At 41.6% G+C, this 19,286-nt stretch carries 15 protein-coding genes; 12 read left to right on the top strand and 3 right to left on the bottom strand.

The annotated features are described in order from the left end of the window. Positions 1 to 77: 77 nt before the first annotated feature. On the top strand, positions 78 to 836 hold the full coding sequence (locus tag F0226_RS14045) for a Nif3-like dinuclear metal center hexameric protein (protein ID WP_171736223.1): 759 nt from the start codon (positions 78 to 80) through the stop codon (positions 834 to 836). 112 nt (positions 837 to 948) lie between these two features. Here F0226_RS14045 and F0226_RS14040 read toward each other — a convergent pair whose 3' ends face one another. Beyond that, complete coding sequence (locus F0226_RS14040) at positions 949 to 2,238, bottom strand: citrate synthase (protein WP_171736222.1); 1,290 nt, start codon at positions 2,236 to 2,238, stop codon at positions 949 to 951. Between the two features lie 414 nt (positions 2,239 to 2,652). Here F0226_RS14040 and sdhC point away from each other — a divergent pair, with 414 nt between their 5' ends. The 8 genes from sdhC (at position 2,653) to sucD (ending at position 12,248) form a co-directional block, all read left to right on the top strand. Next, entirely contained in the window at positions 2,653 to 3,045 is a 393-nt protein-coding gene (gene sdhC / locus F0226_RS14035) for a succinate dehydrogenase cytochrome b556 subunit (protein ID WP_171736221.1), read from the top strand. Next, positions 3,039 to 3,386 carry a succinate dehydrogenase, hydrophobic membrane anchor protein gene (gene sdhD, locus F0226_RS14030; protein ID WP_171736220.1) on the top strand — a complete coding sequence of 116 codons (348 nt, stop codon included), beginning with the start codon at positions 3,039 to 3,041 and terminating at the stop codon, positions 3,384 to 3,386. Before sdhC ends, sdhD begins: the two co-directional genes overlap by 7 nt. After that, positions 3,387 to 5,153 carry a succinate dehydrogenase flavoprotein subunit gene (gene sdhA, locus F0226_RS14025; protein ID WP_171736219.1) on the top strand — a complete coding sequence of 589 codons (1,767 nt, stop codon included), beginning with the start codon at positions 3,387 to 3,389 and terminating at the stop codon, positions 5,151 to 5,153. Between the two features lie 15 nt (positions 5,154 to 5,168). Beyond that, positions 5,169 to 5,882: a succinate dehydrogenase iron-sulfur subunit gene (locus F0226_RS14020; RefSeq protein WP_171736218.1), complete on the top strand. Its 714-nt coding sequence runs from the start codon at positions 5,169 to 5,171 to the stop codon at positions 5,880 to 5,882. A 95-nt stretch (positions 5,883 to 5,977) separates the two neighbouring features. Continuing rightward, positions 5,978 to 8,797, top strand: a complete 2,820-nt coding sequence (gene sucA / locus F0226_RS14015) for a 2-oxoglutarate dehydrogenase E1 component (RefSeq protein WP_137374744.1) — start codon at positions 5,978 to 5,980, stop codon at positions 8,795 to 8,797. 21 nt (positions 8,798 to 8,818) lie between these two features. Next, complete coding sequence (odhB, locus tag F0226_RS14010; protein WP_137374743.1) at positions 8,819 to 10,024, top strand: 2-oxoglutarate dehydrogenase complex dihydrolipoyllysine-residue succinyltransferase; 1,206 nt, start codon at positions 8,819 to 8,821, stop codon at positions 10,022 to 10,024. 185 nt (positions 10,025 to 10,209) lie between these two features. Then, complete coding sequence (sucC, locus tag F0226_RS14005; protein ID WP_171736217.1) at positions 10,210 to 11,376, top strand: ADP-forming succinate--CoA ligase subunit beta; 1,167 nt, start codon at positions 10,210 to 10,212, stop codon at positions 11,374 to 11,376. After that, positions 11,376 to 12,248: a succinate--CoA ligase subunit alpha gene (gene sucD / locus F0226_RS14000; protein ID WP_137374741.1), complete on the top strand. Its 873-nt coding sequence runs from the start codon at positions 11,376 to 11,378 to the stop codon at positions 12,246 to 12,248. Before sucC ends, sucD begins: the two co-directional genes overlap by 1 nt. 104 nt (positions 12,249 to 12,352) lie before the next feature. On the opposite strand, the gene znuB is transcribed toward sucD, so the two are convergent. Both znuB and znuC read right to left on the bottom strand, forming a co-directional pair. Continuing rightward, the gene (gene znuB, locus F0226_RS13995; RefSeq protein WP_171736216.1) at positions 12,353 to 13,138 is read right to left on the bottom strand and encodes a zinc ABC transporter permease subunit ZnuB; all 786 of its coding nucleotides are present in this window, start codon (positions 13,136 to 13,138) and stop codon (positions 12,353 to 12,355) included. Further along, positions 13,138 to 13,920 carry a zinc ABC transporter ATP-binding protein ZnuC gene (gene znuC / locus F0226_RS13990; protein WP_171736215.1) on the bottom strand — a complete coding sequence of 261 codons (783 nt, stop codon included), beginning with the start codon at positions 13,918 to 13,920 and terminating at the stop codon, positions 13,138 to 13,140. The genes znuB and znuC overlap by 1 nt, the downstream gene beginning before the upstream one ends. An 83-nt stretch (positions 13,921 to 14,003) precedes the next feature. Here znuC and znuA point away from each other — a divergent pair, with 83 nt between their 5' ends. The 3 genes from znuA to F0226_RS13975 all read left to right on the top strand — a co-directional run bounded on the left by znuA (position 14,004) and on the right by F0226_RS13975 (position 19,286). Next, a complete protein-coding gene (znuA, locus tag F0226_RS13985; protein ID WP_171736214.1) occupies positions 14,004 to 14,888 on the top strand; it encodes a zinc ABC transporter substrate-binding protein ZnuA in 885 nt (294 codons plus the stop codon). Between the two features lie 228 nt (positions 14,889 to 15,116). After that, positions 15,117 to 18,464, top strand: coding sequence for a helix-turn-helix domain-containing protein (locus F0226_RS13980; protein ID WP_171736239.1), 3,348 nt, complete (start codon positions 15,117 to 15,119; stop codon positions 18,462 to 18,464). 600 nt (positions 18,465 to 19,064) lie between these two features. Then, positions 19,065 to 19,286, top strand: coding sequence for a FeoA family protein (locus tag F0226_RS13975; RefSeq protein ID WP_171736213.1), 222 nt, complete (start codon positions 19,065 to 19,067; stop codon positions 19,284 to 19,286).

Raw genomic sequence — 19,286 nt, 5'->3', positions numbered from 1 at the left:
GTTTGATGTAAGGCTTTCGACATTCTAACTGTAAATTGCTATAACCACGTTATCAAATATGCATGTTGGAATAAGTAATGAATAACTTACAATTAGAAAAAATTCTTAACGAAAAGCTACAGCCTCAACAAATTAAGGATTACTGCCCAAATGGCTTGCAAGTCGAAGGTGTACAGCAAGTTAAGAAGATTGTAACAGGAGTTACAGCTTCACAAGCGTTGATTGATAAAGCGGTTGAACTGAATGCTGACGCATTACTTGTTCATCATGGTTTTTTTTGGAAAGGTGAACCGGAAGCGATCCGTGGAATGAAAGGGAAGCGAATTCGCACTCTGATTAAAAACGATATTAATTTGCTAGGTTACCACTTACCACTTGATATCCACCCAGAGCTAGGTAATAACGCAAAATTAGCTGAATTGTTAGATATTGAAGTTGAAGGCGGGCTAGAAGGACACCCGCAGTCAGTTGCTATGTTTGGTAAGCTAAAAGAGCCAATGACTGGGGCTGAATTCTCGGAAAAAATTAACCAAGTCCTTAAACGTCATCCCCTTCATATTGCGCCAGAAAATGAAAGTAAACTGATCACAAGTGTTGGCTGGTGTACTGGTGGTGGGCAAGACTATATTGAGCTTGCAGCCGCGAATGGTTTAGATGCATTTATCTCTGGTGAAATTTCAGAACGAACGACTTACTCTGCTCGTGAACAAGATATTCATTACTTCTCTGCGGGACATCATGCAACGGAAAGATATGGTGTTAAAGCGTTAGGCGAATGGTTAACTCAAGAGCATGATTTAGATGTTGTGTTCATTGATATCGATAATCCAGTGTAAGCCATATTACTCTTAATAGTGCTATACCTGCTGGTATAACGATGAGTAGAATAGAAACAAAAAGGTTGACGATAACGTCAACCTTTTTTAGATCTAACTACTGCATAAACGACTATTCACGTTCATGAAGAGGTTGGAATTCACGTTTTTCTTTACCCGTATAAAGCTGGCGAGGACGACCAATACGGTTTGTTGGATCACTATGCATTTCATTCCAGTGCGCAATCCAGCCGATAGTACGAGACATCGCAAAGATTACGGTAAACATAGATACTGGGATGCCGATAGCTTTAAGAATAATACCAGAATAGAAATCTACGTTCGGGTAAAGCTTCTTAGAAACAAAGTATTCATCTGAAAGTGCAATACGTTCAAGCTCCATTGCTACATCTAACAGTGGATCTTTGATGTTTAGCTCTTTCAATACTTCATGACAAGCTTCGCGCATTACAGTTGCACGCGGGTCATAGTTTTTGTAAACACGGTGACCAAAGCCCATAAGGCGGAATGGGTCATCTTTGTCTTTTGCTTTAGCAACATACTCGTCAATGTTTTCTACACTGCCAATTTCTTCAAGCATCATCAAACAAGCTTCGTTTGCGCCGCCGTGTGCTGGTCCCCAAAGAGAAGCAATACCTGCTGCGATACAAGCGAATGGGTTTGCACCTGAAGAACCTGCTAAACGAACAGTTGAAGTAGAAGCGTTTTGTTCGTGATCTGCGTGTAGAGTAAAGATTTTATCCATCGCACGAGCAACAACTGGATTTACTTCATACTCTTCACATGGGTTCGCATACATCATGTGCAGGAAGTTTTCAGCGTAGCTTAGGTCGTTACGTGGGTAGATAAACGGTTGACCAATCGAATATTTATAACACATTGCCGCAAGAGTCGGCATTTTTGAAATAAGACGATACGCAGCAATTTCACGGTGTGTGTCGTTGTTGATATCTAGTGAGTCATGGTAAAACGCTGCAAGAGCGCCTACAACACCACACATTACTGCCATCGGGTGAGCATCACGTCGGAAGCCATGGAAAAAGCTAGCAATTTGCTCATGTACCATGGTGTGACGTGTCACTGTTGTCTTAAATTCTTCGTATTGAGCACGAGATGGAGCTTCGCCGTAAAGAAGAATGTAACAAACTTCAAGGTAATCAGCGTTATTGGCCAGTTGATCAATTGGATAACCACGGTGTAAAAGGATACCTTTCCCACCGTCAATGTAAGTGATTTGCGATTCACAAGATGCAGTGGCAAGAAAACCAGGATCAAAAGTGAAAAAACCATTAGAACCTAGTGTACGAACGTCGATAACCGGCGTACCAAGTACACCTTCAGCAATCGGCAATTCGATTGGCGCTTGACCTTCAATATGAAGGGTAGCTTTCTTATCCGCCATAACAATCTCCTTTGTTATTATTAATCCGTCCAGGATGTTTATGTGCCATTTTTTTACTGCTCTTGGCGTCGAAAGTCAATTAATCTGCACTTTTGTGTGCACTTGTTAGTGTTTTTTGCATTAAATTCGTTAAAAATCTGTTCTATGTAGCATTATTTGTTACATCAATTGTATTAGAATGTTGCGAGTCGTATAGTGGCGGTGAAAATTCTGGTCCAGACCTTTAAATTCAAGGCTAAAAAGAATTGTGAGGTGTCTCTAGTAACCTTGTTGTTAACATTTATTTTACAATTAAAGTGCGATTAATACGCGTCAATTGTTAATTTAATGTTAAGTTTTACCGGTTTTCGACCAAAATTTGTCCATAACAATATCTAAGGTTATTTAATGACCATAAAAGCTCGATGGAGCTGAGTGAGCAAGCCCGTGAAAGAAAGAAAGACAAGACCTGTTAATTTAGATTTACAGACCATCCACTTTCCTATCACTGCAATTGCATCCATCCTACACCGTGTGTCTGGGGTGATTACATTTGTTGCGATCGGAATTCTGCTTTGGTTACTATCCATTTCCCTCTCCTCCCCTGTAGGCTTCATGGAAGCAAGCGACATTGTCGATGGCTTTTTTGTTAAGTTTATTTTGTGGGGCATTCTAACCGCTTTGGCTTATCACATTGCTGGTGGCATTCGTCACTTGTTAATGGATCTAGGTCATTTTGAAGAGCTGGAATCTGGTGCTAAGAGCGCTCAGGTTGCATTCGCAGCAACAGCGGTATTGTCTCTACTAGCGGGGATTTTAGTATGGTAAATAACATATCCACTTTTGGTCGTAATGGTGTTCATGATTATTTATTAATTCGTGCAACCGCAATTATTATGACGCTTTACACCATCTACCTTGTTAGCTTCTGTGCTTTCTCGGGAGACATTTCTTACGTATCTTGGACGCAATTCTTTGGTGGTACGTTCACTAAAGTCTTCACTATGCTAGCACTGACTTCAGTGTTAATTCACGCTTGGATTGGCTTATGGCAAGTCCTGACTGACTACATCAAATGTGCAATGTTGCGCGGTGGTCTTCAATTAGGTGTTGTTGCTGTTCTTATTGGATATTTCTTCTCTGGTCTGTTTATTTTGTGGGGTGCGTAAGTGACTATTCCTGTTCGTGAGTTTGATGCCGTTGTAATTGGCGCTGGTGGTGCTGGCATGCGTGCTGCGCTACAAATTTCAGAGCAAGGCCTATCTTGTGCATTGCTTTCAAAAGTTTTCCCAACACGTTCTCATACCGTTTCTGCACAAGGTGGCATCACAGTTGCCCTTGGTAATGCGCATGAGGATCACTGGGAACAACACATGTACGATACTGTAAAAGGTTCTGATTATATTGGTGACCAAGATGCAATCGAATACATGTGTAAAAATGGTCCTGAATCAGTAATTGAATTAGAGAAAATGGGTCTTCCATTCTCTCGTTTTGACAATGGTACTATTTACCAACGTCCATTCGGTGGTCAGTCTAAAAACTTTGGTGGTGAGCAAGCTGCTCGTACTGCCGCTGCTGCTGACCGTACTGGTCACGCGCTTTTGCATACTCTTTACCAGCAAAATATTAAGCATAAAACTACGGTTTTCTCTGAATGGTATGCACTTGATCTTGTTAAAAACGAAGATGGTGCAATTTTAGGTACAACTGCACTTTGCATGGAAACTGGTGAAGTATGTTACTTCAAAGCTAAAGCGACAATTTTAGCGACTGGTGGTGCTGGTCGTATTTACGCTTCTACAACGAATGCTCACATTAACACTGGTGACGGTGTTGGTATGGCGATTCGTGCTGGCGTGCCAATGCAAGATATCGAAATGTGGCAGTTCCACCCAACGGGTATCGCTGGCGCAGGTGTTCTAGTAACAGAAGGCTGTCGTGGTGAAGGTGGTTACCTGCTTAACAAAGATGGTGAACGTTTCATGGAGCGTTATGCTCCTAATGCGAAAGATTTAGCGGGTCGTGATGTTGTTGCTCGTTCAATGATGATCGAGATTCGTGAAGGTCGTGGTTGCGATGGTCCTTGGGGTCCACATATCAAACTTAAATTGGATCACCTTGGTAAAGAGACACTTGAATCTCGCTTACCTGGTGTTTGTGAATTGTCTCGTACCTTTGCGCACGTTGATCCAGTAAAAGAACCAATTCCAGTAATTCCTACTTGTCACTACATGATGGGCGGCGTACCAACTCAAGTTTCAGGTCAAGCTATTAAGCAAGACCCTGCTGGCACTGATGTTGAAATTCAAGGTCTATTCGCTTGTGGTGAAATCGCCTCTGTATCGGTACATGGTGCAAACCGTTTAGGCGGTAACTCGTTGCTTGATTTAGTAGTATTTGGTCGTGCAACAGGTCTACACCTTGGTGAGACACTTAAGAAACAAGAAGAAGCGAAGCCAGCTACGGAAGCAGACATTGAGCGTTCATTAGAGCGTTACAACCGTTGGGAAAATAGTACCGGTGGTGAAGACCCTGCTCAAATCCGTAAAGATTTACAGCAATGTATGCAGAATAACTTCTCGGTATTCCGTGAAGGTGACGCTATGGCGAAAGGCTTAGAAGAACTTAAAGTTATTCGTGAGCGTCTGAAAAATGCTCATCTATCAGATAAGTCTACTGAATTTAACACGCAGCGTATTGAGTGTTTAGAGCTTGAAAATCTGATGGAAACTGCTTTTGCTACCGCTGTTGCTGCGAACTTCCGCACAGAGAGCCGTGGTGCTCATGCTCGTTTTGATTTCCCAGACCGTGATGATGCACAGTGGCTATGCCACTCAATTTACAACCCGGAGACTGAAGAAATGTCGAAGAGAGGTGTAAATATGGAACCTGTACATCGTGAAGCATTCCCGCCAAAAGCGCGTACGTACTAAGGAGAGGGCATTAAAATGAAACTGAATTTCTCTTTATACCGCTACAACCCAGATGTTGATCAGAAACCGTACATGAAGGATTACATCCTTGAAGTAGAAGAAGGTTCTGACATGATGCTTTTGGATGCGTTAATTCTTCTGAAAGAGCAAGATCCATCGATTGCATTTAGACGCTCTTGCCGTGAAGGTGTTTGTGGTTCTGACGGTCTTAACATGAATGGTAAGAATGGCTTAGCGTGTATTACTTCGCTATCAGCGCTTATGGGGCAAGATAAAATTGTCATCCGTCCGCTGCCAGGGTTACCGGTTGTTCGTGACTTAATTGTAGACATGACACAGTTCTACGATAACTATGAAAAAGTGAAACCTTTCTTAGTAACTGAAGGCAATGTACCTCCGGCTCGTGAAAACTTACAAAGCCCCGATGAGCGTGCGCATTTAGATGGTTTGTATGAATGTATTATGTGTGCATGTTGTACAACATCATGCCCATCGTTCTGGTGGAACCCTGATAAGTTTATAGGCCCTGCAGGTCTACTTGCTGCTTACCGTTGGTTAATAGATAGCCGCGATACAGCAACAGATGAACGTCTGTCAGATCTTGATGATGCATTTAGCGTTTTTCGTTGCCATGGCATCATGAACTGTGTAAGTGTTTGTCCTAAGGGACTAAATCCAACGAAAGCAATTGGTCATATTAAATCCATGCTTGTAAATCGTTCGGTTTAAAATAACAAAAATTGCCGCCCTTGAAGTCTTGGGGCGGCCTTTTAATAGCTCGGCATTGACCGATGCAAATGTGAAACTACAGGTTAAGGGAAATTATGCACAACGGCGTGATGAAGGCATGGCTCGAGTCTTCACACTTGGCTGGCGCCAATGCAACTTATGTAGAAGAAATCTACGAACTGTATCTAAGTGACCCAGACTTGGTAAGTGATGAGTGGAAACGTGTATTTGAAGACTTGCCTGTGCAAGCTTCTGAAGTGGTTGAACAACCGCATTCACGTGTTCGCGAATACTTCCGACGACTCGCTCAAGAAACAAAGCATTACAACGTCCAAGTTAGTGATCCTGATGTCGATGCGAAACAAGTAAAAGTACTGCAACTAATCAATGCTTATCGATTCCGAGGGCATCAAGCTGCAAATCTAGATCCGCTAGGTTTATGGGAACGAGGAACAGTTGCTGAACTGGACCCTGCATTCCACAACCTAACCGAAGATGACTTCAATGAAACGTTTAACGTTGGTTCTTTTGCTATTGGGCAAGAGACAATGGTGCTAAAGGACTTATATAAAGCCCTGAAGCAAACGTATTGTGGTTCAATCGGTGCAGAATACATGCACATGACTAACACAGAGCAAAAGCGTTGGATTCAACAGCGTTTGGAATCTGTTTCTGGTCAACCATCATTCAACCATGAAGAAAAACAAGCATTCCTTGAAGAGCTAACTGCTGCTGAAGGGCTTGAACGTTATTTGGGTGCTAAGTTCCCAGGTGCAAAACGTTTCTCTCTTGAAGGTGGTGATGCGCTTGTTCCAATGACGAAAGAAATTATTCGTCATGCTGGTGGGCAAGGTATGCGTGAAGTTGTGGTCGGAATGGCTCACCGTGGTCGTTTGAACATGCTTGTTAACGTGCTTGGTAAAAAGCCACAAGATTTATTTGATGAGTTTGCTGGCAAGAAGCATGATGACACATGGGGTACGGGTGATGTTAAATATCACCAAGGCTTCTCTGCTGACTTTGCGACACCAGGTGGCAATGTTCACTTAGCGCTTGCATTTAACCCGTCTCACTTAGAAATCGTAAACCCTGTAGTTATCGGCTCAGTCCGTGCTCGTCAAGATCGCCTTGATGATAAAGACGGCAGTAGCGTACTTCCTATAACTATTCACGGTGATTCCGCAATTGCTGGGCAAGGTGTTGTTCAAGAGACGTTTAACATGTCTCAAGCTCGTGGTTTCTGTGTTGGTGGTACTGTTCGTATCGTCGTGAATAACCAAGTAGGTTTCACTACTTCTAATCCTCGTGATACACGCTCTACTATGTACTGTACTGATATCGCGAAGATGGTACAGGCTCCAATTTTCCACGTAAATGCGGATGATCCAGAAGCAGTTGCTTTTGTTGCTCGTATTGCACTGGATTACCGTAATACATTCAAACGTGACGTAGTTATTGATCTAGTTTGTTACCGTCGTCATGGTCACAATGAAGCTGATGAGCCGAATGCAACTCAGCCTCTTATGTACCAAAAAATCAAAAAACACCCGACGCCTCGTAAGCTTTATGCTGATGTGTTAATTGATCGCGGTGAGTTTGATATTGAAACGGCAACCCAATTAGTTAATGAGTACCGTGATGCTCTTGACCATGGTGAAGTGGTTGTAAAAGAGTGGCGCCCAATGGCTCTTCATTCTGTTGACTGGTCTCCTTACCTAGGACACGACTGGAATATCGAATGGGATAACGAAGTTGCAATTGATCGTCTGAAAGAGCTGGGTACTAAGTTATGCCAATACCCAGATAGCCATAAACTGCAAAGCCGTGTTAACAAGCTTTATAACGACCGAACTGCAATGATCAATGGTGAAAAGCAGATCGACTGGGGTATGGCTGAAACATTAGCGTATGCAACATTGGTTGATGATGGTAAGCGTATCCGTATTTCGGGCCAAGATTCAGGCCGTGGTACGTTCTTCCACCGTCACTCTGTTCTGCATAACCAAACCGATGCAAGCACGTATGTTCCACTGGCGAATATTCATGATAAACAAGGTCCATTCCAAGTGTTTGACTCTGTATTATCTGAAGAAGCGGTATTAGCATTCGAATACGGCTATGCAACCGCTGAACCAGGTGGATTAACCCTCTGGGAAGCTCAGTTTGGTGATTTTGCGAACGGCGCTCAGGTTGTTATTGATCAGTTTATTTCATCTGGTGAGCAGAAGTGGGCACGTTTATGTGGTCTAACTATGCTGCTTCCTCATGGTTACGAAGGTCAAGGTCCGGAGCACTCTTCAGCTCGACTAGAGCGTTACTTGCAGTTATGTGCTGAACAGAACATGCAAGTTGTTGTTCCGTCTACACCTGCTCAGGTATATCACATGATTCGTCGTCAGGTTGTAAGACCGATGCGTCGTCCATTGATTGTGATGTCTCCTAAATCTCTACTGCGTCACCCACTATGTACGTCTTCACTTGAAGATCTTGCGCAAGGCACTTTCCAACCAGCAATTGCTGAAGTTGATGACCTAGCTCCTGAGAATGTGAAACGCGTAGTGTTCTGTTCTGGTAAGGTTTATTTTGACCTACTAGAGCAACGTCGTAAGAATGAGCAAGATGATGTGGCCATTGTACGTATTGAGCAAATTTACCCGTTCCCAACAGAAGATGTTGAAGCGGCAATTGCACAATATACAAATGTAGAAGATTACGTTTGGTGTCAAGAAGAGCCTCAGAACCAAGGTGCTTGGTACTCTAGCCAACATAACTTCCGTGCTGCTATCCCAGCCGGTGCTGATCTTAAGTATGCAGGTCGTGCTGCATCAGCATCGCCAGCTGTTGGCTATATGTCAGTACACTTGAAACAACAGAAAGCGTTAATTGAAGACGCTCTGACCCTACTTAAGAACTAGAAGTAAAAGGAAGATACAGATATGACAATTGAAATTCTGGTTCCAGATTTACCTGAATCAGTGGCTGACGCGACAGTTGCAACTTGGCATAAAAAACCGGGTGAAGCCGTAGCTCGTGACGAAGTCATTGTAGATATCGAAACAGATAAAGTAGTTCTAGAAGTACCAGCGCCTGAAGCTGGTGTTCTAGAAGCTATTATTGAAGAAGAAGGCGCAACGGTTCTTTCCAAGCAGCTGATTGCTAAAATTAAGCCTGGCGCTGTTGCAGGTGAGCCGACTAAAGATACAACTGAAGAAACTGAGTCATCTCCTGATAAACGCCACAAAGCGGCATTGACTGAAGAAAGCAACGATGCGCTTAGCCCAGCGGTACGTCGTCTTCTAGGTGAACATAACCTTGAAGCTTCACAGGTTAAAGGTACTGGTGTTGGCGGTCGTATTACCCGTGAAGATATTGATGCTCACTTAGCTGCGGCAAAATCTGCACCAGCAGCAAAAGAAGAGCCAATTCAAGCGCCAGCTACAGCACGTAGCCAAAAACGTGTACCAATGACTCGTCTTCGTAAAACAGTAGCGAATCGTCTACTTGAAGCGAAAAATAGCACAGCTATGCTGACAACGTTTAACGAAGTAAACATGAAGCCAATCATGGATCTTCGTAAGCAGTACAAAGACCAGTTTGAAGAGCGCCACGGTACTCGTTTAGGCTTTATGTCTTTCTACGTGAAAGCAGTAACTGAAGCTCTAAAACGTTTCCCAGAAGTTAATGCTTCTATTGATGGAACTGACATTGTTTACCATAACTACTTCGACATCAGCATGGCTGTTTCTACACCTCGTGGTCTAGTAACTCCAGTACTGAAAGATTGTGACACGCTTGGCTTTGCTGATATCGAGAAAGGCATTAAAGAGCTAGCAATCAAAGGTCGCGACGGTAAGTTAACAGTTGATGAGCTTATTGGTGGTAACTTTACTATCACTAATGGTGGTGTTTTCGGTTCATTGATGTCAACACCAATCATTAACCCGCCACAAGCGGCAATTCTTGGTATGCACAAAATCCAAGAGCGTCCAATGGCAGTGAATGGTCAAGTTGAAATTCTACCAATGATGTACCTTGCACTTTCTTACGACCACCGTTTGATTGATGGTCGAGAGTCAGTTGGTTTCTTGGTAACGATTAAAGAACTTCTAGAAGATCCAGCTCGATTACTACTAGACGTATAAAGTAATACTGAATGAGAAGCTGCCTTGTAGCTTCTCATTTTTATAAATTGGGAAGCTCACTCCTAGTTTATTGCTGATCAAATTTTGATAAGCATTTTAGAAGCACCCTACGAAATAGACGCAGTTAAGCTGATGTCTGATGGAAATAATAAATCCCTTCAGGGATAAACAAATGGAATAACAAAATGAATTTGCATGAATATCAAGCAAAGCAGCTATTTGCAGAATTCGGTTTGCCTGTACCAGAAGGCTTCGCATGTGATACAGCTCAAGAAGCATTTGAAGCCGCGGGTCGAATCAGCACAGCTAAGAAAGTCGTAAAGTGTCAGGTTCACGCAGGTGGTCGCGGTAAAGCGGGCGGTGTTGAACTGCATGATACTAAAGAAGGCGTTAAAGAGTTTGCACAAAAGTGGCTAGGTAAAAACCTAGTGACTTACCAAACAGACGCGAATGGTCAACCTGTAACAAAGATCCTAGTTGAAGAAGCATCAAACATTGCTAATGAACTTTACCTAGGTGCTGTTGTTGACCGTGCTACTCGTAAAATTGTATTCATGGCGTCGACTGAAGGCGGTGTGGACATTGAGAAAATTGCTGAAGAAACACCTGAGTTGATTCATCAATCAGCGATCGATCCTCTAGTCGGTCCTCAAGCTTACCAAGGTCGTGAACTTGCGTTCAAACTTGGCCTAGCTGGCGATCAAATTAAACAGTTCGTAAAGATCTTTATGGGTCTTGGTGAAATGTTCTCTCAGTACGACCTAGCTCTACTAGAAATTAACCCGCTTGTAATTACTGACGAAGGTAACCTTCTTTGTCTTGATGGCAAAATCAACATTGACTCAAACGCAATGTACCGTCAGCCAAAGCTTCGTGAAATGCACGATCCTTCACAAGAAGACGAGCGCGAAGCTCACGCTGCGCAGTGGGAACTGAACTACGTAGCACTAGATGGCAACGTTGGCTGTATGGTTAACGGTGCAGGTCTTGCAATGGGTACGATGGATATCGTAAACCTTCACGGCGGCAAGCCAGCAAACTTCCTTGATGTAGGCGGCGGCGCGACTAAAGAGCGTGTAGCTGAAGCATTCAAGATCATCCTTTCTGATGACAATGTTAAAGCAGTACTCGTTAACATCTTTGGTGGTATCGTTCGTTGTGACATGATTGCTGAAGGTATTATCGGTGCGGTTAAAGAAGTAGGCGTAACAGTTCCTGTTGTTGTTCGTCTTGAAGGTACAAACGCAGATCTAGGTCGCGAAGTACTTGCTAATTCTGACGTTGATATCATTGCAGCTGAATCACTAACAGATGCTGCTCAGAAAGTTGTTGCTGCTGCGGAGGCTAAATAATGTCTGTATTAATTAACAAAGACACTAAAGTAATCTGTCAGGGTTTCACTGGCGGTCAAGGTACATTCCACTCTGAGCAAGCTATCGCATACGGTACGCAAATGGTCGGTGGTGTATCACCTGGTAAAGGCGGTCAAACTCACCTAGGTCTTCCTGTATTTAACACAGTACGTGAAGCGGTTGAAGTAACTGGCGCAACAGCAACAGTTATCTACGTACCAGCTCCGTTCTGTAAAGATGCAATCCTAGAAGCGATTGACGCAGGTATCGAGCTGATTGTAACGATTACAGAAGGTATCCCTACAACGGATATGATCGATGTTAAAGTGAAGTTAGAAGAAACTGGCGTTCGCATGATCGGTCCTAACTGCCCAGGTCTTATCACTCCTGATGAGTGTAAGATTGGTATTATGCCTGGCCATATCCACAAGAAGGGTAAAGTCGGCATCGTATCTCGTTCAGGTACTCTGACGTATGAAGCAGTTAAGCAAACAACAGATGAAGGCTTTGGTCAGTCTACATGTGTTGGTATCGGTGGTGACCCTATTCCTGGTTCAAACTTCATTGATATCCTAAAACTTTTCCAAGAAGATCCAGAAACTGAAGCAATCGTAATGATTGGTGAAATCGGTGGTACTGCGGAAGAAGAAGCTGCGGAGTTCATTAAAGCGAACGTAACTAAGCCAGTTGTTTCTTACATTGCGGGTGTTACTGCTCCTCCGGGTAAACGTATGGGTCACGCTGGCGCAATTATCTCTGGCGGTAAAGGTACTGCTGAAGATAAATTCGCAGCGTTAGAAGCAGCAGGCGTTAAGACTGTTAAGTCTCTTGCTGACATCGGCAAAGGTCTACGTGAAATCACCGGTTGGTAATCAGCTGGCTTTTATCAAGTAAGATAGAAGTGAATTGAACGATTTAAAAAGGCTTGGTTATTGACCAAGCCTTTTTTATGTTTCCAAGAAACGAGTTCGAATTGCTAAGCGCGGCTTTTAGCCAATTGCGACAGAATAAACATTGCAGCAGCGCTGATAACCACGGAAGGACCCGCAGGAGTGTCATAGAACCAAGACAGGCTTAACCCACCAAACACTGCGATAGAGCCGATAACTGATGCCAGGAATGCCATCTGCTCAGGTGTGCTTGAGAACTTCCTTGCCGTTGCTGCAGGAATGATCAGCAGTGATGTCATGATCAACGCACCAACAAACTTCATACCAACAGCGATCACAATACCTACAAGCAGCATTAGAATCAGACGCATTAAATCAATATTGATACCATCGACAGCGGCTAGATCTTCATTAACAGTTGTTGACAATAGTGGTCGCCAAAAAATGAAAAGCACCAGACCAATCACTGCTGCACCCGTATAGATAAAGACTAAATCCGTTGGAGAGACTGCCAGCAAGTCGCCAAATAAGTAGCTCATTAGGTCAACACGAACGTTATCTAAGAAGCTAACAGCAACAAGACCTAATGAAAGTGCGCTGTGTGCCAAAATACCAAGTAAGGTATCTGTCGCGACCAACTTTTGTTTTTGTAAGGTTACGAGTAATACTGCCAGCATTAAGCAGCAAATTAGTAGCGCGAAGTACAAATTAATATTGAATAAAAAACCAAGGGCGAGACCCATTAAGGATGCGTGAGCAAGCGTGTCGCCGAAGTAAGCCATTTTACGCCACACTACGAACGAACCCAGCGGACCAGCAATAAGAGCGATGCCTAAGCCTGCAAGGATAGAAGGTAAAAGAAACTCAAGCATTATTGATGGTGTCCGTGTTTGTGGTTAGAGCAGTCGTGCACATCTCCAGATACAGGTTGACCTGCCAAGTCGTGGTGATGGTGTTCATGTTGGTGGTGGTAGAAAGCCAAGCTCTCTTGAACAGCGGTACCAAACAAAGCGATATATGAAGGGTGCTGTTTGATATCTGCAGGTGCGCCTGAACAACAAATATGGTGGTGTAAGCAAATCACATCATCGGTTTTAGCCATGACTAAATGTAAATCGTGGGAAACCATGAATACTCCACACCCAAATCTATGACGAAGAGTATCAATGAGATCATATAAATCAATTTGCCCTTGTACATCGACACCTTGAGCCGGTTCATCAAGCACTAGTAGGTCAGGTCTTTTTAGTAATGCTTTAGCAATCAGTACCCGTTGGTTCTCACCTCCTGATAGCTGGTGCATATTGTTTTTAAGCAGATGCTCAGCGCCAACCAGTCTCAAGGCTTCAAGAATTTCTTGAGGGCTGTATTTTCCGGTTAATTTTAAAAAGCGTTCTACATTTAACGGTAGCGAATCGTTAAGTTTCAGCTTTTGAGGAACATATCCAATTCTAAGCTTATTCTTACGGCTCATCTTGCCTTGGTATTTATTTTGAAGACCGAGTAGTACTTTTACTAAGGTAGATTTACCAGCACCATTGGGACCAATTAAAGTTGTGATACGCCCTCGCTGGATATCTAGGGAGATATTGTCCAGCACTTTACGGCCGTCAAATTCCACACTTACCGCATCTAATTGGATTAAGGTATCCATGAATAGAACTCATTTGCAATTAACTAATGTTATAATGTAACATTTGAAGCTTACCTACGCTACTTTTCTATTATAGAGGCACCATGTTTCGTTCAATCATATTCTTAGTTACTTCACTTCTACTCCCCACAGTAGCGAATGCTAGTACCATATTGACTAGTTTTAAGCCGATTCAAATGATCGTAGTAGAACTAACGCAGGGGGTTAGTGAGCCTGACGTTTTAATGAATAGTAATGCATCTCCGCATGATTATGCTTTGAAGCCTTCTGATGTAAAAAAAATCCAACAAGCTGATATGGTTATTTGGTTTGGTCGTGATTTAGAAACGTCTTTTGTTAAAGTACTTGAGGGTAGGAGCAACGTGCTTACTATCAGTCAAATTCCTAACTTAAATTTAAGAGAATTTGGAAGTGAAGATCATGATGCTCATGAAGGGCATGATCATGGAAACCATGACCCTCATTTCTGGTTAGGTATCGAACAGGTAAAAGTAGCAGCTCAATATATTTCTGGTGAATTAGTTAAACTTGATCCAAAAAATACAGCTCTATATAAAGATAACTTGGTTCAATTTATGAAGCAGTTAGATGAAACCAAAGGTTCGATAATAGAGCAACTGGAGCCTGTAAAAGACACTGGCTACTATGTGTTTCATGATGCATACGGTTACTTCGAAGAAGACTTTGGTTTAAATAACTTAGGTTACTTTACGGTTAGCCCAGAAAGAAAACCAGGTGCAAAAACTCTTATAACAATCAGAAATACACTGAAGCGAGATAAGGTGCAATGTGTCTTTTCTGAACCTCAATTTACCCCTGCCGTTATTGAATCAGTAACACGAGGAAGCCAAGCGACTAAAGGTGAACTTGATCCAATTGGCTCTACAATTGATGTTAAATTGGGTAGCTATTTTGATTTTCTTCAACAACTTACTCAAAGTTATACTGATTGTTTAGGTAAAAAATAAGTGTATTAAATGTCGTAAGTACCGCTTTGTTGCGGTATTTACGTGATCCCCTAGATAAAAAGGCTTCCACATTCATAAACCTGCTTTTTCCTAGAATATTTTCAGCTAGAATGATTAGATAATAATTAGTACAAAAAAATGCCTACTATAAAGCGTGGTGCATAATAGATTCTTCTTGCTGCTTAGGGTTTAAAGTTGTTCCATTATTTTTTTCGAGTACTCATATTGTTGAGTGCCTCATTTAATGCTTTCGCGTTAAATACTTCCCCAACTGTTTTTTATCCTTTGCCTATTCAGGTACAAGGAAACTTCCTTGCGGCTAAAAATCTTTACTTAGGTGAAGGTGGCGGTCTATGGATTCATGATGTTCATGGCAAAGTTCAGTTTTATGACGGGGTGAATTTATTACCAAGGAAAGGAAGTTTACTGCCTTTTTCTTCAGATAAGATTGCGTTTCATAAAGGTGAGTTTTGGACATTTTTTGACAACGAAGTCTATCGCCACATTCCAGGGCAAGAAAGTGCATTAGCCTTCAGCTTAAGTCCTGGTTCTGTGATTACTAATATAGGCACCTCAAATGGCTATATTTGGGTGACGGACGATACTAATTTTTATACATATAAGGTTCATTCTGAAGGGTTTGAAACTTACTCCCTTCTAAGCTTGTATCAGCATAATAAACGTAGTGATATTCAAATCAATGATGCAATTAAGGTGCTATCCAAATGGGTATTAGCTACAAATTCTGGTGTGTATTTATCAGACGAAGATGAATTTAATCATATAGCGCCTTCGGGTAAGAACTACATCGAGAAGCTGTATTTTTCTAGCACTCGGCGTGAGCTAGTTGTTGGAACGCTAAAAGGAATCATAATAATCAAAGTTGGAGAGGGTAATGATCCGATTCAGCAGGTGAGTGGTTCACATGTTCTTTCGCTTGCTGAAACTTCAAATGCTTATTGGGTAGGGACTGAGCATGGATTATTTAGCTATGATTTTTTCTCCGGAGAGGTCACTCGCTTTCAAAAGTCACCCAACGAAGATTTTGCGTTACCCGGTGGAAAAATTTATTCATTAATTAATGACACTTATGGTGGTATGTGGATTGCCACTAATAATGGCATTCGATACTTCTCATTGTTTAGCAAGACATTTTCTAGAACGCCTTTGAATGGGAAAGGCATGCAATTTAGCGATATTGTTGTGAACAAGTTGCATGTAGAAACCCCTACAAGCTATTGGGTCGCATCTTCTTCAGGAGTTTACTTCATTGAAGAAAATAGCCCTCCTAAATTAGTGTATTCAGGGAATGTTTCTGACTTTTATTTTAATGAAAACAAAATGTGGCTGGCGACTGACTTGGGGTTAGTTTCAATTGATAAGTTAACCTTTGAGCCGACAATGTTGCCGCATAACTTACGTCATTTAACCATCCAAAATATTGCCTTTAGCAAGAATAAGACGGTATGGATGACGTCTGGTCAAAATTTATATGCTTTAAGCCTTGGCTCTGGGCGATTAAAAAATTACGGTGCCGTTTGGTTAGTTGACAAATATCTACCTGCAAAAATTACCGAGCTAACAGCCAGTGAAAGCGGGGACATATACATTGGTACTGATCATGGCTTTTATACTTTTTCTGACGAATCTATAAAGTTTAATAAGCCGAGTGAACGTTTTGGCAATATTGTTGATATTGTCGATGCTGCTGATGGTGCGCAGTGGTTTGCTAGTAGCTATGGGGTATATCGTATGCCTTCTAATGGGTCTTTTCTCGAAGGTGTGCCGTTAGTAGAAGACAATATTAACCCTCGCTGTTTAATATCAGATACTAATGGTGTCTGGCTAGGATCTTCTAAAGGGCTCAGCTACTACAGCTTTGATGGTCAACTGATTCGGCATGTAGGCGCGCCTTTTGGTTTAGTCGCCAATGAAATTGCCGTGGGTGCATGTTCTTCATATTATGATGAAGAGCAAAAATCCATGTCATTATTATTAGGCTCAAAGCATGGCGTAATCAAAACATCATCGGATGAATTACTCGTCTCAAATACTCCCCAAAGTCGAGTACTGTTAAGCCGTATAAGCATTGACCAAGAAACCATCTCTATAGGTGGGAAGAAGATTGAATTAAAGCCATTTGCATATGGCACATCAATTAGCTTTAAATTAGGCGTGCTTCCAACATCGTTTACACAATCTTTAGAGTACCGCTTAAATGAGGGTGAACCTTGGACAGAATTTGAAGGTGGCTTACTGACTCTAGAGCACTTATTACCTGGCAGCTATACCTTGCAAGTACAACCTTTAGCGGATTCTCATTACCATTTTGATGCGATTAACCAGTCTTTTTCTGTAGCTGAACCTTGGTATTTAACTCGTTTAGCGGCTTTTGCAAGTTTACTCCTGTTTATCAGTATTATTACTATTTGCGTTTTTTGGCGTTCTAGGTTTGTCACGTATGCAAATAAACAACTAAAGGCTCAGGTAGCCTTGAAAACCGATCAATTAAGGCATCAAAGTCGAATATTGTTAGCGACGAATCAGCAATTAAAAAAACAGCTTCAGGTTAAAAATGTATTAGTAGAAAGTGTCGCTGAATCATTATCTACACAAGTTAATGAAGTTGCACACCAACTACCTGGCTGGGAAGATAATCCAAGTAAAACGCCTATTATCAACCTGAAAAATGGTTTAGAGCAGCTAAAAAATAGCCCTGAAAGAGCAGACAGCTCAACCTTTGGATGCGATATTATTCTTGTATTCGAATCGGTTCTGAAAGCTTGGCAAGGTGATTTGCTTAAAGCTGGTATTAATCTAGACATAAAAGTAGACACGCCTTATAGACATATTGAGTTGCTCTATTTTAATCTAGATATACTTTTCAATAGTTTGATATCAAGTGCCATAAAACGCAGCTATAAATCTCAAACAATGAAAGTATGGATTGAAGAAGAAAATGAAAAATTAGTCATTACAATCATTGATAATGGTTCTCCATTTTCCAAGATTTCAAGTGGTCATTTAGAAAGTGAGATTAACCACATTCCTGACCTCAATATAGAAAAGCTACCACTTTTAATAAAGCAAAGTGGTGGGGATTTTGGGATGTTCACATCTGAAGCTCAGAACAAAGTGAGTCTCTCTTGGGATATTGATTTTTCGACACTACAGAAGGTTGTGGCGAGTACTATTGAGCAAGTTACAACAAATAAAAATAATTCTAGTGATCTTGAAGCGGATAAATTGAGCCCAGAGGAAGAGTGGAAACATAAAGTTCACCATCTTATTAGTGAGTACTATTCTGATCCTGAATTTGGAACAACTTCTGCGGCTAAGAGTTTATTCATGTCAGAAAGAAGCCTTCAGCGACGCTTTAAGTCTGCATATCAACGAACCTTTAATGAGTATTTGAATGAAGTGCGTTTAGAAAAAGCTTGTGAGAGGTTATTAGCTGGTGGAAAAATATCAGAAGTCGCTTTCGACTCAGGCTTTAATGACCCGTCTTATTTCAGCCAGAAATTTAAACATCACTTTGGAGTGTCGCCCTCTAAGTTTTCTGAAAATTCCGATTAGTTTTCTAACGTTAATAAAACCCATAAATAAGCCTCAGCCAGTGCTGGGGTTTTTTATTGCTTACTGCAAATAAGATATGAATATACTGAGTTAAGAGAGTTAAGAGAGTTAAGAGAGTTAAGAGAGTTAAGAGAGTTAAGAGAGTTAAGAGAGTTAAGAGAGAAATGAAAAAAAATATCGTGGCATAGCCGGGGGGACTATGCCACGGGTGCCAATGACACCTTCGCTTGCTGCCGGAGTGATAGGCAAGCCCATCACTTCTGGAATTAAATGTTAAAGAGAAGTAGTTTCTCTTCGATGGAATAACTATATGCGTACTCACTTAATTTCCTTATAAAATTAACGACAAATGATAGTGATAAAAGCGACAGTTTTTTAACTCATTGTTTTTGTTGTGTTAAATTGTAGATTTGTGTTTTTGTACTAGTTGGTTGATTTGTTGAGGGTGTTGAAAGTAACGTTTTTGACGAGAGGGTTTTTAACGAAATTTACGTATTTATTTTTGGAAACTTTGATTTCACACAGCAAATGTAGGGTTTTATTTCTGTAAAATTATCGCTAATAAAAATCCTTCTCATTATCAATGGTAAGCAGTTAATCATGAAACTCTCACAACTAGAACAAGGGAAAACGGCTTCCGTTGTTAACCTTACGGCTTTAACTTCTGACGTCAGAAAAAAACTGATGGTAATGGGATTGCTCCCGAATACAGAAATAAAACTAATCCGTAGGGCGCCTATGGGAGATCCGCTTCAAGTTGAGGTGAGAGGTGTATCCATCGCTATTCGCCAAAGTATCGCTGAGTCAATTGAGGTAATGTAA

The organism is Vibrio sp. 99-70-13A1, from assembly GCF_013114625.1.
GTDB lineage: Bacteria > Pseudomonadota > Gammaproteobacteria > Enterobacterales > Vibrionaceae > Vibrio.
The sequence above is the reverse complement of the archived record's forward strand: the minus strand, read 5'-3'. Positions and strand labels throughout refer to the sequence as shown.

Bases quoted from the DNA above. Each gene is read 5' to 3' on its own strand.
- F0226_RS14040 (WP_171736222.1), bottom strand. From the start codon at position 2,238: ATGGCGGATAAGAAAGCTACCCTTCATATTGAAGGTCAAGCGCCAATC.
- sdhD (WP_171736220.1), top strand. From the start codon at position 3,039: ATGGTAAATAACATATCCACTTTTGGTCGTAATGGTGTTCATGATTAT.
- odhB (WP_137374743.1), top strand. From the start codon at position 8,819: ATGACAATTGAAATTCTGGTTCCAGATTTACCTGAATCAGTGGCTGAC.
- znuB (WP_171736216.1), bottom strand. From the start codon at position 13,138: ATGCTTGAGTTTCTTTTACCTTCTATCCTTGCAGGCTTAGGCATCGCT.
- sucA (WP_137374744.1), top strand. From the start codon at position 5,978: ATGCACAACGGCGTGATGAAGGCATGGCTCGAGTCTTCACACTTGGCT.
- sucC (WP_171736217.1), top strand. From the start codon at position 10,210: ATGAATTTGCATGAATATCAAGCAAAGCAGCTATTTGCAGAATTCGGT.
- F0226_RS14020 (WP_171736218.1), top strand. From the start codon at position 5,169: ATGAAACTGAATTTCTCTTTATACCGCTACAACCCAGATGTTGATCAG.
- znuA (WP_171736214.1), top strand. From the start codon at position 14,004: ATGTTTCGTTCAATCATATTCTTAGTTACTTCACTTCTACTCCCCACA.
- F0226_RS13975 (WP_171736213.1), top strand. From the start codon at position 19,065: ATGAAACTCTCACAACTAGAACAAGGGAAAACGGCTTCCGTTGTTAAC.
- znuC (WP_171736215.1), bottom strand. From the start codon at position 13,920: ATGGATACCTTAATCCAATTAGATGCGGTAAGTGTGGAATTTGACGGC.
- F0226_RS14045 (WP_171736223.1), top strand. From the start codon at position 78: ATGAATAACTTACAATTAGAAAAAATTCTTAACGAAAAGCTACAGCCT.
- sucD (WP_137374741.1), top strand. From the start codon at position 11,376: ATGTCTGTATTAATTAACAAAGACACTAAAGTAATCTGTCAGGGTTTC.